The sequence below is a fragment of the Parafannyhessea umbonata genome (genome assembly GCF_012844235.1).
GTDB lineage: Bacteria > Actinomycetota > Coriobacteriia > Coriobacteriales > Atopobiaceae > Parafannyhessea.
Genome location: NZ_JABAGR010000004.1, coordinates 108,764 through 127,428, shown reverse-complemented (window position 1 = coordinate 127,428; position 18,665 = coordinate 108,764). Strand labels below are relative to the sequence as shown.

Genomic DNA, 18,665 nt, shown 5'->3' with positions numbered 1-18,665 from the left:
TTTTTTGAAATTTGCGCTATAGGGTTCGACCATGGCGGCAGCGTTTCTCGCCATGCGACATCCGTGCAGGTAAACGCCATTGTTTGACCACGGGTGCCACCCAGTGGGACCATCGGTACCAGGCAAAGACCTCATGTGGCGCCCCTGTGGAGGCCACGGAAGTGGAGAAGATCATGAAGCTCCTGATTGCGTCCGACATCCATGGCGCGGCCCGGTGGTGCGCGCGGCTCATGGACGCCATCGACGCCGAGCAGCCGGACCGCGTGGTGCTGCTGGGCGACCTCCTGTACCACGGCCCGCGCAACGACCTCCCGGCGGACTACGCCCCGAAGGAGGTCATCGCCATGCTGAACGGCATCGCGGACCGCGTCATCTGCGTGCGAGGCAACTGCGAGGCGGAGGTCGACCAGATGGTGCTCGACTTCCCGTGCATGGCGGACTACGACGTGCTGTGGGACCCGACTGCGCCAAACCCGCAGGCGGCCGGCGCCGGACGCGAGCTGTTCCTTACCCACGGCCACGTGTGGGGCCCCGGCATCCACAACTCCGTGGACCGCATGCCCACGCTTCCGGCAGGCGCCGCGATCGTCTATGGCCACACGCATAAGAAGGTGAACCAGCAGAGCGAGGCAAACCCCAACGCGTGGTGCTTCAACCCGGGCAGCGTGGGCATCCCCAAGGACAGCTCGCACAGCTACGGGGTCTATGCGGACGGAGAGTTCCAGCACCGCATCCTGGGGTAGCGCGGGACTCTTCGCGCGAGTCCGCCGGGCCAGTCGGCGGCCGGCGGGCCAGGCGGCGGCCGTCCCGGCGCAAGGCGTCTGCAAGGCGGAAGCGACATCAGGCGAGAAGGACCAGCGACCATGGCCGCCAGTCCTTCTCGCCTGCCTTATCTATTTGTTTGAGCGTGTATCCGAGCGCCAGGTTGACAGGCTACGCATCGCCCTTTTTCGGCATCTTCGCGTACGCCACGAAGCACAGGATCATCTGCACCAGCACGAAGAAGAAGTACGCGAGGAAGAGCACCATGGCGACCGCGTAGAGGATGCCCGCCACAAGCGCGAAGGCTCGCTTGCCCATGAAGTACGCCAGTGCGTTGAACACGACTGCGACGACGGTAAGGGCCAGATGGGGAGTCACGAGCATGGTCGCGAGGCCCGCACCCGCCTGAGACGCGGAGTCCGCGCCCACGGACCCGGCCGCACCGCCCCCAAACCAGTACCAGAGGCTGTAGACCACATATGCCACGCCCAGAACGAGCGCGACCAAGAGGAGTTTGCTGCGTTTCACGAGTAAAGCCTGCCTTTCACGTTCCTGCGTACCTGCTACGAGAGACTGATCTTCTGCTCTGCCAGGGGCGTCTTGCCGTCGAACATGTTCTCGACCGCGTACACCTTGACCTCGATGTCCGACGTGTCCTTCACGCTGTAAGCCTCCTGCACCTGGACGGAGTGCCCCGCCTGGACGTTGGTGAGCAGCGAGTTACCATCCGCCGCGTCGGTCGCGGCCGCGTCGCACTGGACGCCGTTCTGGTAGACCTCCGTGTACGTGGAGGACGTGAATGACTGCGCCTCCTTGTTCGACACATTCGTGAAGGTGTAGTTGACGACGACGCAGGGGTTGCCATTGTAGTCGGTCGCCATCTGCGCGCCGTCGATCGTCACCTTGACGGAGGCCTCCTTCTTGGGATCGGCCTTCTTGGTGGTCTGCTCCTGCTTTGCAGAGGAGGAGCTGTCCGACGACTTGGGGCTGGAGGCAGAGCCGCCCGATCCGCACCCCGCAAGCGCGAGCACGAGCGCGCCGGATGCCGCACAAGCACCAATGATTGTCCTTTTGATTCTCATGTTCTTCTCCTCGTCCCGAACCCGTCCGTGTTTGCGCCGCGCTGCGGCCTGCGACACGCCATGGCCTGGGCCACGGCGCACGTCAGGCACGCGCGTTTGCGCGCACGACCGATGTTAGGTTTCAGGAAGTGCAAAGTCCTCTGCTGGCAGCAGAGTCGGGCAAATTGGGCCGCGCAAGGTTGCCGGTCGCATCTTCCGGCCAACGGACGCGTGGGACGCCGATGGCCTCTTGGAGCGTGGGGCCACGCACTACGCGCCAACGACAGCGCCGTTGCTGGCCCCAGCGATGACGACAGCCGCGATATCCAGCGCAAACAGCGCCGCAAGCCACAGCAGGTGCATGACCTCCCGACGCAGCAGCACGCGCACGCGCACGCGCCCGTCCGGGCGGTCGTAGCGTCCCAGCCCAAGCATGCAGCACACGGGCTCCCAGCCAAAGGCAAACGCAACCCACACGGCCAGGCCAACTCCCAGCGCCGCGGAGTACGGCCCGTACTCGTCCGTCGGCCTAAACACCATGTACCAGCACGAGACCGCCAGCAAGACGGTACTGAACGCCGCGAACGCGGCAAGAAGGACGCAGGCCGCCCTCGTCCCGGCCCCGGCGGCACGAAACGCCGTCCAGAGGTCCCGGGCGCGAACGTGCCCGACGGACCGCGCGCCCCAGAAGCGTGCGGGGCGCGCATCGCCCACCGCGCCCCGCGGCGAAACCAGACCCGCCTGAGTGGCCGCAAGCGCACGGTCTAGCTCCCCCACGGACTGGTAGCGGGCCGAAGGCTCGAAGGAGGTTGCCTTCCTGATAACATCGCGCAGGTCCGGCGGCACAAGCGGCGACTCCTGCGCCGCCGCGTCGAACGACGCGTCCTGCGGGTCCGCCGCCGTGAGCGCGTACGCCAGCACGCGGCCGAGCGAGAACACGTCCGACCTTGCGTCCGTCTGCGCAAACCCGTACTGCTCCGGCGCCGCAAACCCCCACGTGCCCAGGCGCGTGGTGTCGTGCGAGGCCCCGTCCACGCGCATGCGCGCGATCCCCAGGTCGATGAGGTGCGCTCCGTCCGCGGCCACCACCACGTTGCCGGGCGCGACGTCCCGGTGCACCACGCCCGCCGCATGCAGCGGCGCAAGCGCCTGGCACAGCTGCCGCGCCAGCGCAACCGCAGCCTCCGCCGCCAGCGGACCCCGCCCGCTCACGAGCTCGCGCAGCGTGGGCCCCTCGACGTAGTCGTACACCGCCACGAGCGCGTCCGGCAGGCGGTACAGCTCCCGCACGCGCGGCAGGCGAGAAACGCCTGAGTCCTTGGCCGGGCCGACCCCCTTGGCCGGGCCATCCCCCATGGAGTGGTCGCCTGCCTTGGCCGCCGGCTCGCCCGCCTCCGCGTCCGCCGCCGCAAGCTCCGCCACCTGCAGTGCGCGCCACGCGGGCTCGTTCGCGAGCGGCGCCGGCATGCGCTTGCGCACCAGCAGCGCGGGCTCGCCCGCCCGCGCCACGCGACGCGCCACGAGCTCCGTCGTGCCGCCGTCGCCCTCGGCCAGCGTGCGCACGGGCACAAACGAGTCGTCCAGGTCCATCGCGGCCAGCAGCGCCTGGTCTTCCGGGTCGGCCGACGCCATCAGCCCACGGCTCCCGCGCCGTCGGCGCCGATGGTCTTCTCGCCCAGGCGAAACAGCTCGTCGTCGCACTCGAAGCGGCTGTAGCCGTGCTCCAGGCAGAATATGATCACGGCGTCGCGGCGCACCTTGCAGTACAGCTCGGAGTGGCCGGCGCGGCGCAGCAGGCGCTGGGCCTCGCGCAGGCTGCAGGCCAGGCCAAACGCGAGCGCTATGGCCGTGTCGCGGCTGGGGCGGCGCACGCCCTGGAACACCTGGTAGCCAAACGAGGGGCTCACGTCGCACGCGCGCAGCACGTCCGCGCGCGTCAGACCCTTCTCTTGCAGGAGGGTGCGCAGGTAGGGGGCAAGGTCGCGCTCCCCCACCTGCGTCTGGTCCAGGTACTCCTGCGGCGTGGCGCTTGCGAGCAGGCGCGCCAGCAGCTCCTCCGTGAGGGGCTCGCGCTCGCCGCCGGCAGGACCGCGGCCCGCGCCGCTAGCCAAGGGCCGCCTCGCGACCCAGCGCAAACGCCCTCAGGTTCGCGTCCACCGTCTTGGGAGGCACGCGGCGCCTGATGGCGTCCTCCCACTCCTCGCGCGCAAACGGCAGCGCCGTGGAAAGCGCGCCCACCAGCACCACGTTGGTGGAGCGGGGGCTGCCCGCCTCGCGCGCGATGGCACCGGCGTTCATGCGCGTGGCGCCCAGCGCGTCCAGGCGCTGATCCACGTTCTGCGGCATGGTTGCGTTTCCTATGTTCACGGGCACGGGGGTGATCGTCTCGTCGTTCACGAACAGCCGACCGCCCTCGCGCAGGAACTGCTGGTTGCGCAGGGCCTCCATCGCCTCGAACGCCACCAGGACGTCCGCGCAGCCCGGGTCGCAGATCATGCTGTCGACCCTCTGGCCCATGCGGATGATCGTGCTGACCGATCCGCCGCGCTGGCTCATGCCGTGGATCTCGGACACCTTCACGTCCAGGCCGGCCTCGCTCGCGCACATGGCGAGGATGTTGCCGGCCAGGATCGTGCCCTGCCCGCCCACGCCCACCAGCAGGACGGTCATGGTCTTCTCCAACGTGACGCGCTGTCCAAGCTCGATGGTCGAGGCCTGCGCGGATGCGGTTGCGTGTGGCATGCTACTCCTCCTCGAACGCGATGCAGCCAAACGGGCAGCTCTGCACGCACTGGTTGCAGCCGATGCACTGGGTCGGGTCGATCTGCGCGGTGCCGTCCGCCGCCTTGCCCAAGGCCGGGCAGCCAATCTGGATGCACGATCCGCACGCGCGGCAGTCCGTGATGCGCGGCGCCGGGCGAGAAGAGCGGTCGACCAGGCGGCACGGGCTCTTGAAGATGACGACGCTCAGCTGGTCCGCGTGCGACGTGGCCTCCTTGAGCGCACGGCGGATGGCCCTCAGGTCCTGCGCGTCCACCACGCTCACCTCGTCCACGCCGATGGCCCGGCACAGCGCCACCAGGTCGAGCGGCTTGCCGGCGGGGCGGTCGAGCATGGTCGGCTTTTCCGCCGCGTCCACGAGGGGAGAGACGCGCGCCGCCTGCTCCGTGAGCGTGAGGCCGTTCACGGGGTTGCCCTGGGTGCCGGTCATGGCCGTCGTACGGTTGTCCAGGATGCAGAGCGTGCCGGTGCCGCCGTTGTACACGGTGCCCAGCAGGCTCGTGATGCCGGAGTGCGCGAACGTGGAGTCGCCGATGACGCCCACGACGGGGCGACCCGTGCGCTCCTGCGCGCCGGCGAGCTCCATGCCGTGCGCCATCGAGAGGGAGGCGCCCATGTCGATGACGGAGTCTACCGCCTTGTACGGCGCGACGGCGCCGAGCGTGTAGCAGCCGATGTCGCCGGTCACAATGGCGTGCATGCGCCGCAGCTCGCAGAAGACCAGCCGGTGCGGGCAGCCGGCGCAGAACGCGGGCGGGCGCGGCGGCAGGTCCTGTGCCGCCTGCTTGTGGGAGGGCAGCTCGGCGCCGAAGCTGGCGCGAATGTGCGAGGGGAAGATCTCGCCGGAGCGCGGCAGCGGCGCCGCGGGCGACTCGCCCAGGTCGATGCCCATGGCGGCGATGGCGTCGCGGAAGTAGCGGCACGTCTCCTCGACCACGTACACCTTGTCCACGGACGCCGCGAACTTGCGCAGGCGCTCCGGCGGCAGCGGCCACGTGAGGCCGAGCTTGAGCGTGGACGCGTTCGGCAGCGCCTCGCGCACGTGGTTGTACAGCGCGCCGGCCACGATGACGCCGATGCCGGTATCGCGCATCTCGACCCGGTTGAGCTCGCTCTTCTCGGCAAACTGCACCAGGGCGTCCTCGCGCGCGTTCGTGGCCTGGATGCGGCCCACGGCAAACGCCGGCATCATGACGTACTTCTGGGGCTGCGACGCGTAGTCGCGCAGCGGCGCGTCCTCGCGCTCGCCCGCGGGGTCAACCATCGTGCGCGTGTGCGCGATGCGCATGGTCTCGTGCAGCATGACGGGGGTGTCGAAGCGCTCGGAGAGCCCGAACGCCGCACGGCTGAACTCGTAGGCCTCCTGCGAGTCCGCGGGGTCCAGGCACGGGATGCGCGCGAACGCCGCGTACGTGCGGGAGTCCTGCTCGTTCTGCGAGCTGTAGCACGACGGGTCGTCCGCGGCCAGCACCACGAGGCCCGCGTTCACGCCCGTGTTCGCGACGGACATGAACGGGTCCGCCGCGACGTTGACGCCCACGTGCTTCATGGTCACGAGCGTGCGCGCGCCGGCCATGGCCGACCCTATGCCCACCTCGAGCGCGACCTTCTCGTTGGGCGACCACTCGCAGTAGACGTCCTCGTGCCTGACCAGGTTCTCGAGCGTCTCCGTCGAGGGCGTGCCGGGATACCCCGTGCCAACCCTGACGCCGGCCTCCCACGCGCCCTGCGCTATGGCCTCGTTGCCCGAAAGCAGCTGCTTTGCCATCGATTCTCCCATCGCCAACCCGCGGCGGGCCGCATGCGCCGCCCCGCCGCAGGACTCACGTCACGAGCACCGGGCTCGTGCCAGGGCTCCATTGTCTAGGATAGTTGTTTCGATTTTGACAACAAGGGCGCATGACGGGCAAGCGGCGGCAACGCGCGCCACGGGCGAGAAGCGCAAAGGGGACGGGGCCGCGCGCGGCGACCCCGTCCCCTGTCTCGCTCATGTCATGCGGCGCATGCCGCGGTGCCTGGGCCGCCGCCCCGGACTACTCGTAGTCGCCGACGGAGATCCAGCTGAGGAGGAAGTCCTTCTCGACCACGCGACCGCGCGCAAGCTCGGCCGCCGCGACGATGGGGAACCACTGGCTGACGTACTCGACCGTGGTGCCCTGCAGCTCGCAGTAGGTCTTGAGGTAGGTCTCCGCGAAGTCGTCCTGGCCGTTCAGCTTGAAGTGCAGGTACGAGACCGCGCAGTCCGCGGAGCCGTCGCCCTGGCTGGCGTGGGCCCAGTCGCAGATGCACGCGGTGCCGTCCTCGCGGACGATCACGTTGGAGGGGACGAAGTCGCCGTGGCAGATCTTCTGGTGGTTGGGCATGCCGTCCAGGCGCATCAGCAGGTCGTAGCGGGTAGACTCGTCCAGGACCTCCGTGACGGAGTTGATCATGCGCGTGTACTTGTCCTTCTGGCGGTTCAGGAGGTCGTTCCTGTGCTTGTGCACGTCGAGCTGGAGCTTCACGAAGTCCTTCATGATGCCGTCCAGCTTGGAGGGGTCCTCGTCCGCAAGCTCGCGCATAGTCTTGCCCGCGACCTTCTTGGTGACGAGCGCCCAGGAGCCGTCGACCTTGCTGACCTCGACGAGCTCGGGCACGTCGATGCCGGCCTGGTCCGCGCGGGCGAGGTTCAGCGCCTCGTTGAAGACGTCCGCGTGCGGCTTCGTGGCGTTGAAGACCTTGGCGACGGTGTCACCGCAGTCGTAGACGACCTTGTTGTGACGGGTCTTGATGACCTTCTTGTCCTTGGGTAGTTCCATGGTGCAGTCATCTCCTCATCTTGCGTGTACGACAAGAAACGCTACTCGGAATCGCGGATGGTCAGGCCCTTGTCCTCGTAGGAGGTCGCAGGACGTCCGTAATAGGCGTCCAGGTACAGGGACTTGATCTCGGCCACGAGCGGGTAGCGCGGGTTCGCGCCGGTGCACTGGTCGTTGAATGCGTTGAGGGACATCTCGTCGAGCGTGTCGAGGAAGTACTTCTCGTCCACGCCGTAGTCGGCGATGGTCTTCTTGACGCCGATGTACTCCTTCAGGTCCTCGATGCCCTGCATGAAGTTCTCGAACACCTCGTCGTCGTCCTTGCCGGTGAAGCCGCAGAAGCGACCCATCTCGGCGTAGCGCTTCTTCGCCTGCGGGTACTGGTACTGGGAGAACGTGCCCATGCGGGTGGGACGCTCGGCCGCGTTGTAGCGGGCGACGCGGGTGAGGATGACCGCGTTGGCCCAGCCGTGCGGGATGTGGTGGTAGGCGCCGAGCTTGTGCGCCATGGAGTGGTTCACGCCGAGGAAGGCGTTCGCGAAGGCCATGCCGGCGAGGCAGGAGGCGTTCGCCATGTGGTCGCGGGCCTCGACGTTGGTGGGCTCACTGTAGGCGGTCGGCAGGTAGTCGAACACGAGCTTCGCGGCCTTGAGCGCGATGGCGTCGGTGTAGTCTGACGCCATGATGGAGACGTAGGCCTCCATGGCGTGGGTGAGGACGTCGATGCCGGAGGCGGAGGTGAGGCCCTTGGGCTGCGTCATCATGTTGTCGGTGTCGACGATGGACATGGTCGGCATGAGCTCGTAGTCCGTGATGGGCCACTTGATGCCGGTCTCGGCGTCCGTGATGATGGCGAACGGCGTGACCTCGGAGCCGGTGCCCGAGGAGGTCGGGATGGCGACGAACTTGGCCTTCTCGCCCATCTTCTTGAAGCGGTAGACGCGCTTGCGGATGTCCATGAAGTCGACGGCCATGTCGTCGAACTTCTCCTCCGGGTGCTCGTACATGGTCCACATGATCTTGCCGGCGTCCATCGCGGAGCCGCCGCCGATGGCGATGATCACGTCAGGCTCGAACGCGCGGAGCAGCTCCTCGCCCTTCTGGGCGTCCTGCAGCTTCGGGTCGGGCGAGATGCTCCAGAAGCTGGAGTGGGCGATGCCCATCTTGTCCAGGGGCTCCTCGATCTTCTTGGTGAAGCCGGACTTGTACAGGAAGGAGTCCGTGACGATGAAGGCGCGCTTGCAGCCGTAGACCTCCTTGAGCTCGCGGAGGGCGACGGGCATGCAGCCCTTCTTGAAGTAGACCTTCTCGGGGGTACGGAACCAGAGCATGTTCTCACGCCTCTCTGCGACCGACTTGATGTTGAGCAGCTGGTGAACGTCGACGTTGCCGGAGAAGGAGTTACCGCCCCAGGAGCCGCAGCCAAGCGTGAGGGACGGCGTGAGCTGGAAGTTGTAGATGTCGCCGATGCCGCCCTGGGCAGCGGGGGTGTTGATGAGGATACGGCAGGTCTTCATGGCGTGCGCGTGCTTCTGGAGCTTCTCGGTCTCGCGCGTGTCGATGAACAGCGAGGAGGTGTGGCCATAGCCGCCATCAGCAATGAGGCGGGACGCCTTGGCGAGCGCGTCGTCGAAGTCGCTCGCACGGTACATGCCGAGGATGGTGGTGAGCTTCTCGTGCGCCCAGGGGTTGGAGGGCTCGACAGACTCGGTCTCGCCGATGAGGACCTTCGTCCAGGCGGGAACCTCGACGCCGGCGGCCGCGGCGATCTTGGTGGCGGGCTGGCCGACCATCTTCGCGTTGACGGCGCCGTTCACGATGACGGTGTTGCCGACCTTGTCGATGTCGTCGCCCTGCAGGAAGAACGCGCCGCGCTTCTGGAACTCGGCCTTGACCGCGTCGTACACGCCGTCGAGGACGATCACGTTCTGCTCGGTCGCGCAGATCATGCCGTTGTCGAACGTCTTGGACTGCATGATGGAGTTGACGGAGTTCACGACGTCGGCGGAGTCGTCGATGATGGCGGGGTTGTTGCCCGGGCCGACGCCGAGGGCGGGGGTGCCGGAGCTGTACGCGGCGTTGACCATGCCGGGGCCACCGGTCGCGAGGATGATGTCCGCCTCGGACATGAGGGTGTTGGTGGCGACCAGGGACGGCTTCTCGATCCAGCCGACGATGCCTGCCGGGGCGCCGGCCTCGACCGCGGCCTCGAGCACGATGCGGGCGGCCTCGGTGGTGCACTTCTTCGCGCGCGGGTGCGGGCTGATCATGATGGCGTTGCGGGTCTTCAGGCACAGCAGCGTCTTGAAGATCGCAGTGGAGGTGGGGTTCGTGGTGGGGATGACCGCAGCGACGACGCCGAGGGGCTCGGCGATCTTCGTCATGCCGTAGGCCTTGTCCTCCTCGATGACGCCGCACGTCTTGGTGTCACGATACTTGTTGTAGACGAACTCGGCCGCGAAATGGTTCTTGATGACCTTGTCCTCCACGACGCCGTAGCCGGTCTCCTCGTAGGCGAGCTGGGCCAGGGGGATGCGCTCCTTGTTGGCCGCAAGCGCTGCCGCCTTGAAGATCTTGTCGACCTGCTCCTGGGTGTACGTGGCGAACTTCTTCTGGGCCTCACGCATCTGGGCGAGCTTCTCGGTCAGCTCCTCGTCGCTGTGGACGATGATGGCCGCGCCGTCATCGCGAGTTGGCTCTTCGACCTGCGGAGCTTTTGTCTCGGGGGCTTCGGACATGTCTTCTCCTTCTGTCTTGATACGCCCGAGACGCCTGAGTCACGGGCATACGTCGCCTTACGACTAGTCCCAATTGTATTTGACGTGGAGATTTTTTGCTAAGTCGAATCGAAAACGTTTCCAGTCCACATCGTTCTGATGACGTTGGCTAGCGAATGATATTCATTTCAAAAACCCCGGAATGCCTGCACGTTCGCCCTTCGCAGGTCGCAGACGGTGTTAGTCGCAATTGACATTTTTCTGAATACGGGGCGAGAAGAACCGCATACCAACAATTCGCATGGCGTATGCATCCGTGCGAAGTCCATGGCCGTACGAGCACAACAAAAACGCATGTCCAGGCTAGGCCTGGTTCTCCCTGTCCACGAGACCCGTGGCCCCGTAGCGGCGGCGCAGGAGCGGCTTCTCGATCTTGCCGGTGGGGTTGCGCGGCACGTCCGCGAAGATGATCTTGCGCGGGCGCTTGTAGCGCGGAAGGCCCATGCAGAAGTCGTTGATGTAGTCCTCCTCCACCTTGCCGACGAACTCCGGCTTCAGCTGCACCACCGCGGCCGCGATCTCGCCCAGGCGCTCGTCCGGGAGGCCTATGACCGCGACGTCCTGGATGGCGTCGCAGCCGCTCATGAAGTCCTCGATCTGCACGGGGTACAGGTTCTCGCCGCCCGTGATGATGACGTCCTTCTTGCGGTCGACGAGCCAGTAGAACCCGTCCTCGTCCTGCCTGGCCATGTCGCCGGTGTGCAGCCACCCGTCCACGAGGGTCTCCGCGGTGGCGACGGGGTCCTTGTAGTAGCACTCCATCAGGCCGGGGCCCTTCACGCACAGCTCGCCCACGGTCCCCCGCCCCACGGCCTCGCCCTTCTCGTCCACGATCTTGCACTCCCAGCGGTAGCCGGGCACGCCGATGGCGCCGACGTGGTCGATGTTGTCCAGGCCCAGGTGCACGCAGCCGGGACCCGTGGACTCCGACAGGCCGTAGTTGGTGTCGTACTGGTGGTTGGGGAAGACCTCCTTCCAGCGGCGGATGAGACTCTTGGGCACGGGCTGCGCGCCAATGTGCATGAGGCGCCACTGGTCGAGGTGGTAGTCGGACAGCGTGACGGTGCCCTCCTCGATGGCGAGCAGGATGTCCTGCGCCCAGGGGACGAGCAGCCAGACTATGGTGCAGCGCTCGTCGGACACCGTCTTGAGGATGGTCTTGGGGCTCACGCCGCGCAGCAGCACGCCGCGTCCGCCGACGGAGAGCGAACCCAGCCAATGCATCATGGCGCCGGTGTGATACAGCGGCGGTATGCAGAGGAAGACGTCGTCGTGCGTGGTGTTGTGGTGCACGGCCTCCATCTGGGCGGCCTGGGTGAGGCTCTGGTGGTGGTGCAGGATGGCCTTGGGGAAGCCCGTGGTGCCAGAGCTGTAGTAGATCGCCGCATCCTCGTTTTCCGAAAGCGGGATCATGGGATCGGCGCTTGAGCAGAGCATGGCGAGCTCGCGGTAGCTCTCCGCCCACGTGGGGCAGTCGTCGCCCACGTAGAACAGCAGCCTGCCGCGCTGAATCTGCGGCACGATCTGCTCCACGCGGCCAATGAACTCCGGGCCAAAGACCAGGATGTCCGCATCGGCCTTCTTTATGCAATACTCGATCTCGTCCGGGGCGTAGCGGAAGTTAAGCGGCACCACGGCGGCGCCCGTCTTGAGGATGCCAAAGTACAGCGGCAGCCACTCGATGCAGTTGTAGAGGAGAAGGGCCACCTTGTCGCCCTTGTGCACGCCTCGCGAAAGCAGCAGGTTCGCGAAGCGGTTGGCCTGCTCGTCGAACACCCGCCACGTCATCTCGCGACGGAACGGCTCGTCCTCCGTGTTCTCGACCAGGTCGTACTCGCGCCACGTGACGTGGCGGTTCTCGCGCACCTCGGGGTTGACCTCGACGAGGGCGGTCTGGGTGGGGTATGCGGCCGCGTTGTGACGCAGCATGTCGACGATGGTCAATCTGTCCTCCTTGGCGAGCGTGGACTGGGCCGCACTAGGCCCGCATGGCGATGGCGCCGGCGCGCCACCCCAACAGTCTAGACGTTGTGCGGCGCCTGACGTGCGCGATTGGGCGCGCGATGCGCATCGTGCGTATGGTGCTTCGGAGGTTGGCGGCCGGCGTCGCGGGCGCATAGCTTATCTACTTGTTTATCTACCATTTATTCAAGTGAATAAGTGATTGAATAAGCTGCTATATAAGTGGGCCGCATGGGCTTGCTACGCCTCGAACTTGTCCACCATGCCGTCGCTCGACGCGCGCAGCCGTGCGATGGCCTGGGGAATCTGGTCGATGTCGTACGGCGTCATCTGGTACACCCAGTTGAGCCAGTTGCGATACAGCAGGTTGGCGTGGGCGCGCCACGTGAAGAGCGGCTGCTGCTCGGGGTCATCGTCCGGGAAGTAGTTCTCGGGAATCTTGATGGGCAGCCCCTTCTTGAAGTCGCGCCAGAACTCGTTGCTAAGGGTGTCGCGCCCGTACTCGAAGTGGCCCGTCACGTATATCTCGTGGAAGTCGCGCGTGGCAAGAAGCGCCGGGCCCGTCTTGAAGCTTTCCGACAGAACGTGGAGCTCGGGGTGCTTCGCGAGCTCGTTGGTGTCGATCGCGGCGTGACGCGAGTGAGGCATGTTGTGGACCTCGTCGAAGCCGTTCGTAAGGAAGCTGTACTCGTCGCACAGGCGCTGCGGAAAGACGCCAAACAGCTTGCTTCCCAGCTGCTTCTTGGGGATGCCATACAGGTGCCAGAGCCCGGCGAGCGCGCCCCAGCACAGGAACATGGTCGAAAGCACGTGCTCCTGGCTCCAGTCGATGATGCGGCAGAGCTCGTCCCAGTAGTCGACCTCGTCAAACGGCATCTGCTCCACGGGCGCGCCCGTGATGATGAGGCCGTCGTAGTTGTTGGACTTGAGCTCGTCGAACGTCTGGTAGAACTTGACCAAGTGGTCCTCGGACGTGTTCTTGGACTCGTGACTCGAAACGCGCATGAAGTCGCAGCTCACCTGCAGCGGGGACTTTGAGATCAGGCGCAGGATCTGGGTCTCGGTCTCGATCTTGGTGGGCATCAGATTCAGAATCGCCACGGAAAGCGGGCGAATCTGCTGCTCGGTAGCGGCCTCCTCCTCGAGCGCGAAGATGCGCTCCTGGTGCAGAATCTTCTTGGCGGGAAGGCCGTCTGGGATGTTGATGGGCATGTTCTTCTCCAAAGTAAAGCAGTTGCAAGACCGAGCCACGCGCACGACGGCGCAAAGGATGTCGACCCGGTCCCTGGTCAGGCGGCCCGCCCCGGCTCCGTCACGCAGTGGGGCCCACCTTGCGTGACGCTAGCGCATTCGAAACGCCGTGCCAGCCGACAACGCCTTCGCTTTTTCGAGCATACCGAACTCTCCCTATCCGCCCGCGACCGCGCGCCGCGGGGCGCCTACTACCTTAGCAACTTTCCGGACCGGCAGGCGCGCGATTTGTGCTCCGGGGTCACCCCCGCGCGCAGGCGCACTCCAGGCCGCTCACGATCGCCCGCCGCATGAGCGCGACGGGCATGCTGGGCGTTTCCCCCGGCAGACGGCGCGCCTGCTCCGGAGAGTACGGCACGTGCACAAAGCCCGCCCGCACCGAGGGCCGGGACTCCGCGAGCGCATGAAGCACCGAGAAGAGCACGGCGTTGCAGACGAAGGCGCCCGCGGTGTACGAGACGGCCGCAGGCACGCCGGCGTCGACCATTGCCTGCGCCATCGCGCGAACGGGCAGCGTCGAGAAGCGCGCGTCCGGCGCGTCCTCCAGAAGGCGCGCGCCCCGCGGCTGGGCGCCGTCGTTATCGGGGATGCGCGCGTCCGCGTAGTTTATGCCCACGAGCTCCGGCGTCACCTTGGCGCGGCCGCCCGCCTGCCCCAGGCAAAGCACGATGGAGGGGTCCTCGCGCCGGATCGCCGCGAGGACGGCGGCCGGGGCGCGACCAAACGACACGGGAATCCGCTCGCAGACCACGGCGCGCCCGCCGATGGCCGAGGGTAGCGTGCTCGCCACCTCCCACGAGGGATTTGTCTGCTCCCCGCCGAAGGGCTCGAAGCCCGTGACCAGGATCTTCTCCATGCATGTCACCTCTCTTGCGCAGAAGCGTCCGGACGGGCAAAAGCCCGTGACAAACGCGCGCGTCAACCCCCTGCGGCGCCACGAGTGCGGTGCCAGAAGCAGTGTACCTATGGAACGGGATGGCGCGCGGCGGCATTCGCGGGGGGCGAGTCGCGGCGGCGAGGGGGGCGTCCCCGTGCATAAGCGAAGCGCGGCGCACGCCTGACCTGCGCATATTGTGTGCGCACGCGCTGCCGCGCGCGCATGTTCGTGCAAGATTCGCCCAGTTGGTGGATACTAGGGTGCATGAACAAGTCATTTGCCGAGCTCGGGCTAGACGAGCACATCCTCCGGGGCATCGACGCCCTGGGCTTCACCACACCAACACCCGTGCAGGAACAGGCGATTCCGCTGGTTCTTGCCGGCCGTGACGTCATTGCGTCCGCGCAGACGGGCACGGGCAAGACGGCAGCGTTCGCGCTGCCGATCTTGCAGCTCATCGAGCCGTACTCTCGTGCGGCGCGCGAGGAGCAGGAGCGCCTTGCGAACGAGGACGCGGCGGACACTGGCGACGCGGCGGACGGTCCCGACGTGCTTGCGGACGACGCGCCCGATGGCAGCGCCTCCGTCTCTGCCAAGGTGGACGCGGACGGCAACATCCGCCCCGCCCGCCGGCCACGTCGTCGCCACCACAAGGCGGCGGCCAAGCCCGAAGCCGCGTCGCAGGACGGCGCGCGCGATGCGGACGGCGCGCGCGAGCTAGGCGCAGGCAAGCCAAAGGCGTGCGCGGGACGCGGCGCGAAGTCGCTCGCCGGCCGCAAGGCGACGGAGGACCGCAAGCCCCGGGACGACCGCAAGGCGGACGGCCACGGGCGCCGCCGCTCGCGCAAGCGCGGCCGCAAGGGCGGCGCAAACCTCGCGCCAAACCCCAACGCGCACCCGTTTGGTCCGTTCGCGCTGGTGGTCACCCCCACGCGCGAGCTTGCGCAGCAGATAGAGGACGTCGTCTCCGTCGTGTGCGAGCAGACGGGCCAGACGGCCGTCGTCGTGATGGGCGGCACGAAGCTCGACCGCCAGATCCGCAGGCTCGAGGCCGGCTGCGACCTTCTGGTCGCCACGCCCGGGCGCCTGCTCGACCTCATGGAGCACGGCCACCTGAGCCTTGCCGACGTGAAGGTCCTCGTGCTGGACGAGGCGGACCGCATGCTCGACATGGGCTTCTGGCCCAGCGTCAGGCGCATCGTCGCCGCACTGCCCCGCGAGCGGCAGACCCTGCTCTTCTCGGCCACGATCCCACCCTCCATCAAGGGCACCGTGGACGCCATGCTCAAGGACCCAGCCACGGTCGAGATCGCGCGCGTGGGACAGACGGCCGACACGGTGGAGGAGCACCTGTGCCCCGTCACGCAGGGCCAGAAGCTGCAGCTGCTCGAGGCGCTGCTTAGGCGCTACTCGCCGGAGCGCGTGCTGGTGTTCTGCCGCACGAAGACCCGCGTGGACGAGGTTGCGCAGATGCTCCGCCGCGGCGGCTTCAAGTGCGACCTCATGCACTCCGGCCGCAACCAGGGCGAGCGCGAGCGGGCCCTTGCACGCTTCCGCTCCGCGGAGGTGCAGGTGCTCGTGGCGACCGACGTCATGAGCCGCGGCATCGACATATCCGGGATCGACGCCGTGGTGAACTTCGACGTGCCCATGGACCCGGAGGACTACGTGCACCGCATCGGCCGCACGGGCCGCGCCGGGCACGAGGGCCTCGCGTTCACGTTCGTGGCGCCGGACGAGATCAGCCCCCTGCGCGAGATCGAGTACTTCACGAAGAAGCTCGTGCCCGTGTGGGACCTCGACGGCTTCGAGTACGATTCCGCGCGCATCGTCCCCAACCCCGGACGCAGCACGACCAAGCCCACGCGCAGCCTGTTCAACGGCTCGCGCGCACGCGGCCGCGGCATCCAGGGCGGCCGCTACGGCCGTCACTACTAGGCGGCACCCCGCCCGCAGCACCGCTCGTCGCGCCGCCGCAGCCAGCATCCGCCGCGGCGGCGCGCCCCATAGCCACCCAACCACAGGAAGGCCCGTCACATGAGGCAGCTTCGCCCGTATCCCCAGGTAGTCGTCACGGCCAAGGCGGCCCGCTCGCTCAAGGGCGGCCACCCCTGGGTGTTTGAGGGAGAAGTGCTGCGCGTCGAGCCCGCGCCCTCGGACGGGCGCGCCGTCGCCAACGGGGACGTGGTGGACGTGGTTGAGGAGAACGGCACCTACCAGGGAACCGGACTCATCTCGCAGCAGAGCAAGATCCGCGTGCGCGTGGTGAGCAGAAACGCGAACGACCGCTTCGACGCGTCGTTCTGGCGGCGCAAGATCGAGTGGGCGTGGGAGCACCGCAAGGTCGCCATGGGCTCGCTCGCGCTGCCCGGCTGCGAGCCGGACACCAACTGCTGCCGCGTGATCTTTAGCGAGGCGGACGGGTTCCCCGGGCTCATCGTTGACCGCTACGAGGACGTGCTGGTGTCGCAGGTGGGAACCGTGGGCATGCAGCTCTTGCGTCCCACCATCTACCCGCTGCTGGTGCAGGTGCTGCAGGCGGACGGCGTCGCCATCCGCGGCGTCTACGAGAGGAACGACTCCCCCGCCCGCACGAAGGAGGGCCTGCCGCTCCACAAGGGCTTCTACGACTTCGCGGCGCCCGGCGCCGTGGCAGAGGGGCTTGACGTGCCACGGCTCGCCGTACCGGACAGCGCCCGCGTGCTCGCGCGCGAGAACGGCATCCTCTTCGACCTGGACATCGAGAACAGCCAGAAGACCGGGTTCTTCCTTGATCAGAAGTACAACCGTCGCGCCGTGCGCAACATCGCGGCCGGAAGGCGGGTGCTCGACTGCTTCTGCCACGTAGGCCCGTTCGGCCTGAACGCGGCGGCCGGCGGCGCGCAGTTCGTGCGCTGCGTGGATGTGAGCCAGACCGCCATCGACCTCGCACGCCAGAACGCCCGGGCAAACAACCTGGAGCTTGCGCCCGACGGCAGCGAGCGCATGGCGTTCACCTGCGCAAATGTGCTCGAGTACCTGCCGCGCCTACGCCAGGACCGGCAGGCGCTGCGCCAAGAGGGCGGCCCGTTCGACCTCATCGTGCTCGACCCGCCCGCGTTCACCAAGAGCCGCTCGACCGTGCGCAACGCAAGCCACGGCTACCGGGAGATCAACTACGAGGCCATGCGCCTGCTGCCGCGCGGCGGCTACCTCGCCACGTGCAGCTGCAGCCACTTCATGACGCGCGACCTTCTGGCCAAGGCGATCGCCGAGGCCGCCCATCAGGCAAACGTGCAGCTCAAGCAGGTTGAGGAGCGCCAGCAGGCGCCGGACCACCCCATCCTGTGGGGCGTGCCGCAGACCCACTACCTCGACTTCTTCATCTTCCAGATCGTGTAGGCGGAGCCACTCATTCTAGGCGGCGCTACTCCTCGAAGTCCTCCGAAAGCACGCTCGTAAGAATGTTGATGTCCAGGTTGCCGCCGCTGATCACCAGGGCAACGTTCTTGCCGCCCACGCGCTCCGGAAACTCGCGCACCGCGGCCACCACCATGGCACTCCCCGCCTCGACGGAGAGCTGCTCACGCTCGATCATGAACTTGAACGCGGAGCGAATGCTCTTCTCGCTCACCACCACGATGTCGTCGATCAGGCTCGGCAGCATGTCGAAGGCGATCTCGCCGATGCCGCCCACGATAGCCTCGCACACCGTGTCGCCCTCCGTGGGGAAGCGGCTGTAACACACGCCGTCGCGGATGGAGTCCACCATCGCGGGGCAGGCCTCCGTCTGCACGCCCACGATGCGCACGTTGGGGTTGACGGACTTCGCGGCCACGGCGATGCCCGTGCACAGCCCGCCGCCGCCAATGGGCACCACGATCGTGTCGACGTCCGGGTTCTGCTCCATGATTTCGAGGCCGATGGTCCCCTGGCCCGCATACACGCGCGTGTCGTGCTCAAACGGGTCCACGTAGAACATCTCTGCGCGGTCGATGTAGTTGATGCCAAGCGTCAGGGCGTCGTCGTAGTCCGCGCCTAGCATCATCGAGCGCGCGCCATAGAACCGGATGCGGTCTGTCTTCGCGTGCGGCGTGCCCAGCGGCACCACCACGGAGCAGTCCGGAATGCCCAGCACGTGGGCCGCGATGGCCACCGCCACGCCGTGGTTTCCCGTCGAGACCGTGCCCACACCGTGGCGCTTCTCGTAGTCAGACAGCTGCGAGATGGTGTTTAACGCGCCGCGAATCTTGAAGCTCTTGCCCAGCTGCTGGCTCTCGAGCTTGAACTGGTAGTTGCGGTCCGCGTAGTCAAGGTAGATGGACTGCTCAAGTGGCGTCACGCGCGCCCACGGGCTGATCCTCTCGCGCGCCTCGCGAACGTCCTGCGCATCGAACCACTCTTTCATCCATACCCC

15 protein-coding genes are annotated in these 18,665 nt (G+C 67.0%); 3 read left to right on the top strand and 12 right to left on the bottom strand.

Annotated features, from left to right (window positions below):
- Positions 1-173: 173 nt before the first annotated feature.
- Entirely contained in the window at positions 174-743 is a 570-nt protein-coding gene (yfcE, locus tag HF885_RS05250) for a phosphodiesterase (RefSeq protein WP_170103956.1), read from the top strand.
- Positions 744-933: 190 nt separating this feature from the next.
- Here yfcE and HF885_RS05245 read toward each other — a convergent pair whose 3' ends face one another.
- The 11 genes from HF885_RS05245 to pcp all read right to left on the bottom strand — a co-directional run bounded on the left by HF885_RS05245 (position 934) and on the right by pcp (position 14,248).
- Positions 934-1,290, bottom strand: coding sequence for a hypothetical protein (locus tag HF885_RS05245; RefSeq protein WP_170103879.1), 357 nt, complete (start codon positions 1,288-1,290; stop codon positions 934-936).
- A gap of 35 nt (positions 1,291-1,325) precedes the next feature.
- Positions 1,326-1,844 (bottom strand): DUF5067 domain-containing protein, encoded by a 519-nt coding sequence (locus HF885_RS05240; RefSeq protein ID WP_170103878.1) that lies wholly within the window; start codon positions 1,842-1,844, stop codon positions 1,326-1,328.
- 249 nt (positions 1,845-2,093) lie between these two features.
- Positions 2,094-3,455, bottom strand: coding sequence for a serine/threonine-protein kinase (locus tag HF885_RS05235; protein WP_170103877.1), 1,362 nt, complete (start codon positions 3,453-3,455; stop codon positions 2,094-2,096).
- Complete coding sequence (locus HF885_RS05230) at positions 3,455-3,934, bottom strand: helix-turn-helix domain-containing protein (RefSeq protein WP_170103876.1); 480 nt, start codon at positions 3,932-3,934, stop codon at positions 3,455-3,457. The genes HF885_RS05235 and HF885_RS05230 overlap by 1 nt, the downstream gene beginning before the upstream one ends.
- Positions 3,927-4,565 (bottom strand): indolepyruvate oxidoreductase subunit beta, encoded by a 639-nt coding sequence (locus HF885_RS05225; RefSeq protein ID WP_206109810.1) that lies wholly within the window; start codon positions 4,563-4,565, stop codon positions 3,927-3,929. The genes HF885_RS05230 and HF885_RS05225 overlap by 8 nt, the downstream gene beginning before the upstream one ends.
- A 1-nt stretch (position 4,566) precedes the next feature.
- Positions 4,567-6,372 carry a thiamine pyrophosphate-dependent enzyme gene (locus HF885_RS05220; RefSeq protein ID WP_170103875.1) on the bottom strand — a complete coding sequence of 602 codons (1,806 nt, stop codon included), beginning with the start codon at positions 6,370-6,372 and terminating at the stop codon, positions 4,567-4,569.
- A gap of 265 nt (positions 6,373-6,637) precedes the next feature.
- A complete protein-coding gene (locus tag HF885_RS05215) occupies positions 6,638-7,402 on the bottom strand; it encodes a phosphotransferase family protein (protein ID WP_170103874.1) in 765 nt (254 codons plus the stop codon).
- A 41-nt stretch (positions 7,403-7,443) separates the two neighbouring features.
- Positions 7,444-10,140, bottom strand: coding sequence for a bifunctional acetaldehyde-CoA/alcohol dehydrogenase (gene adhE / locus HF885_RS05210; RefSeq protein WP_170103873.1), 2,697 nt, complete (start codon positions 10,138-10,140; stop codon positions 7,444-7,446).
- A 342-nt stretch (positions 10,141-10,482) separates the two neighbouring features.
- A complete protein-coding gene (locus tag HF885_RS05205; protein WP_235927318.1) occupies positions 10,483-12,123 on the bottom strand; it encodes a class I adenylate-forming enzyme family protein in 1,641 nt (546 codons plus the stop codon).
- 258 nt (positions 12,124-12,381) lie between these two features.
- Positions 12,382-13,353, bottom strand: a complete 972-nt coding sequence (locus HF885_RS05200; protein WP_170103872.1) for a homoserine O-succinyltransferase — start codon at positions 13,351-13,353, stop codon at positions 12,382-12,384.
- 280 nt (positions 13,354-13,633) lie between these two features.
- Positions 13,634-14,248: a pyroglutamyl-peptidase I gene (gene pcp / locus HF885_RS05195; RefSeq protein WP_170103871.1), complete on the bottom strand. Its 615-nt coding sequence runs from the start codon at positions 14,246-14,248 to the stop codon at positions 13,634-13,636.
- A 285-nt stretch (positions 14,249-14,533) separates the two neighbouring features.
- Here pcp and HF885_RS05190 point away from each other — a divergent pair, with 285 nt between their 5' ends.
- Entirely contained in the window at positions 14,534-16,207 is a 1,674-nt protein-coding gene (locus tag HF885_RS05190; RefSeq protein ID WP_170103870.1) for a DEAD/DEAH box helicase, read from the top strand.
- A 99-nt stretch (positions 16,208-16,306) separates the two neighbouring features.
- Positions 16,307-17,650 (top strand): class I SAM-dependent rRNA methyltransferase, encoded by a 1,344-nt coding sequence (locus HF885_RS05185; RefSeq protein ID WP_170103869.1) that lies wholly within the window; start codon positions 16,307-16,309, stop codon positions 17,648-17,650.
- A gap of 25 nt (positions 17,651-17,675) precedes the next feature.
- Here HF885_RS05185 and HF885_RS05180 read toward each other — a convergent pair whose 3' ends face one another.
- The gene (locus HF885_RS05180; protein ID WP_170103868.1) at positions 17,676-18,656 is read right to left on the bottom strand and encodes a threonine ammonia-lyase; all 981 of its coding nucleotides are present in this window, start codon (positions 18,654-18,656) and stop codon (positions 17,676-17,678) included.
- Positions 18,657-18,665: the final 9 nt, after the last annotated feature.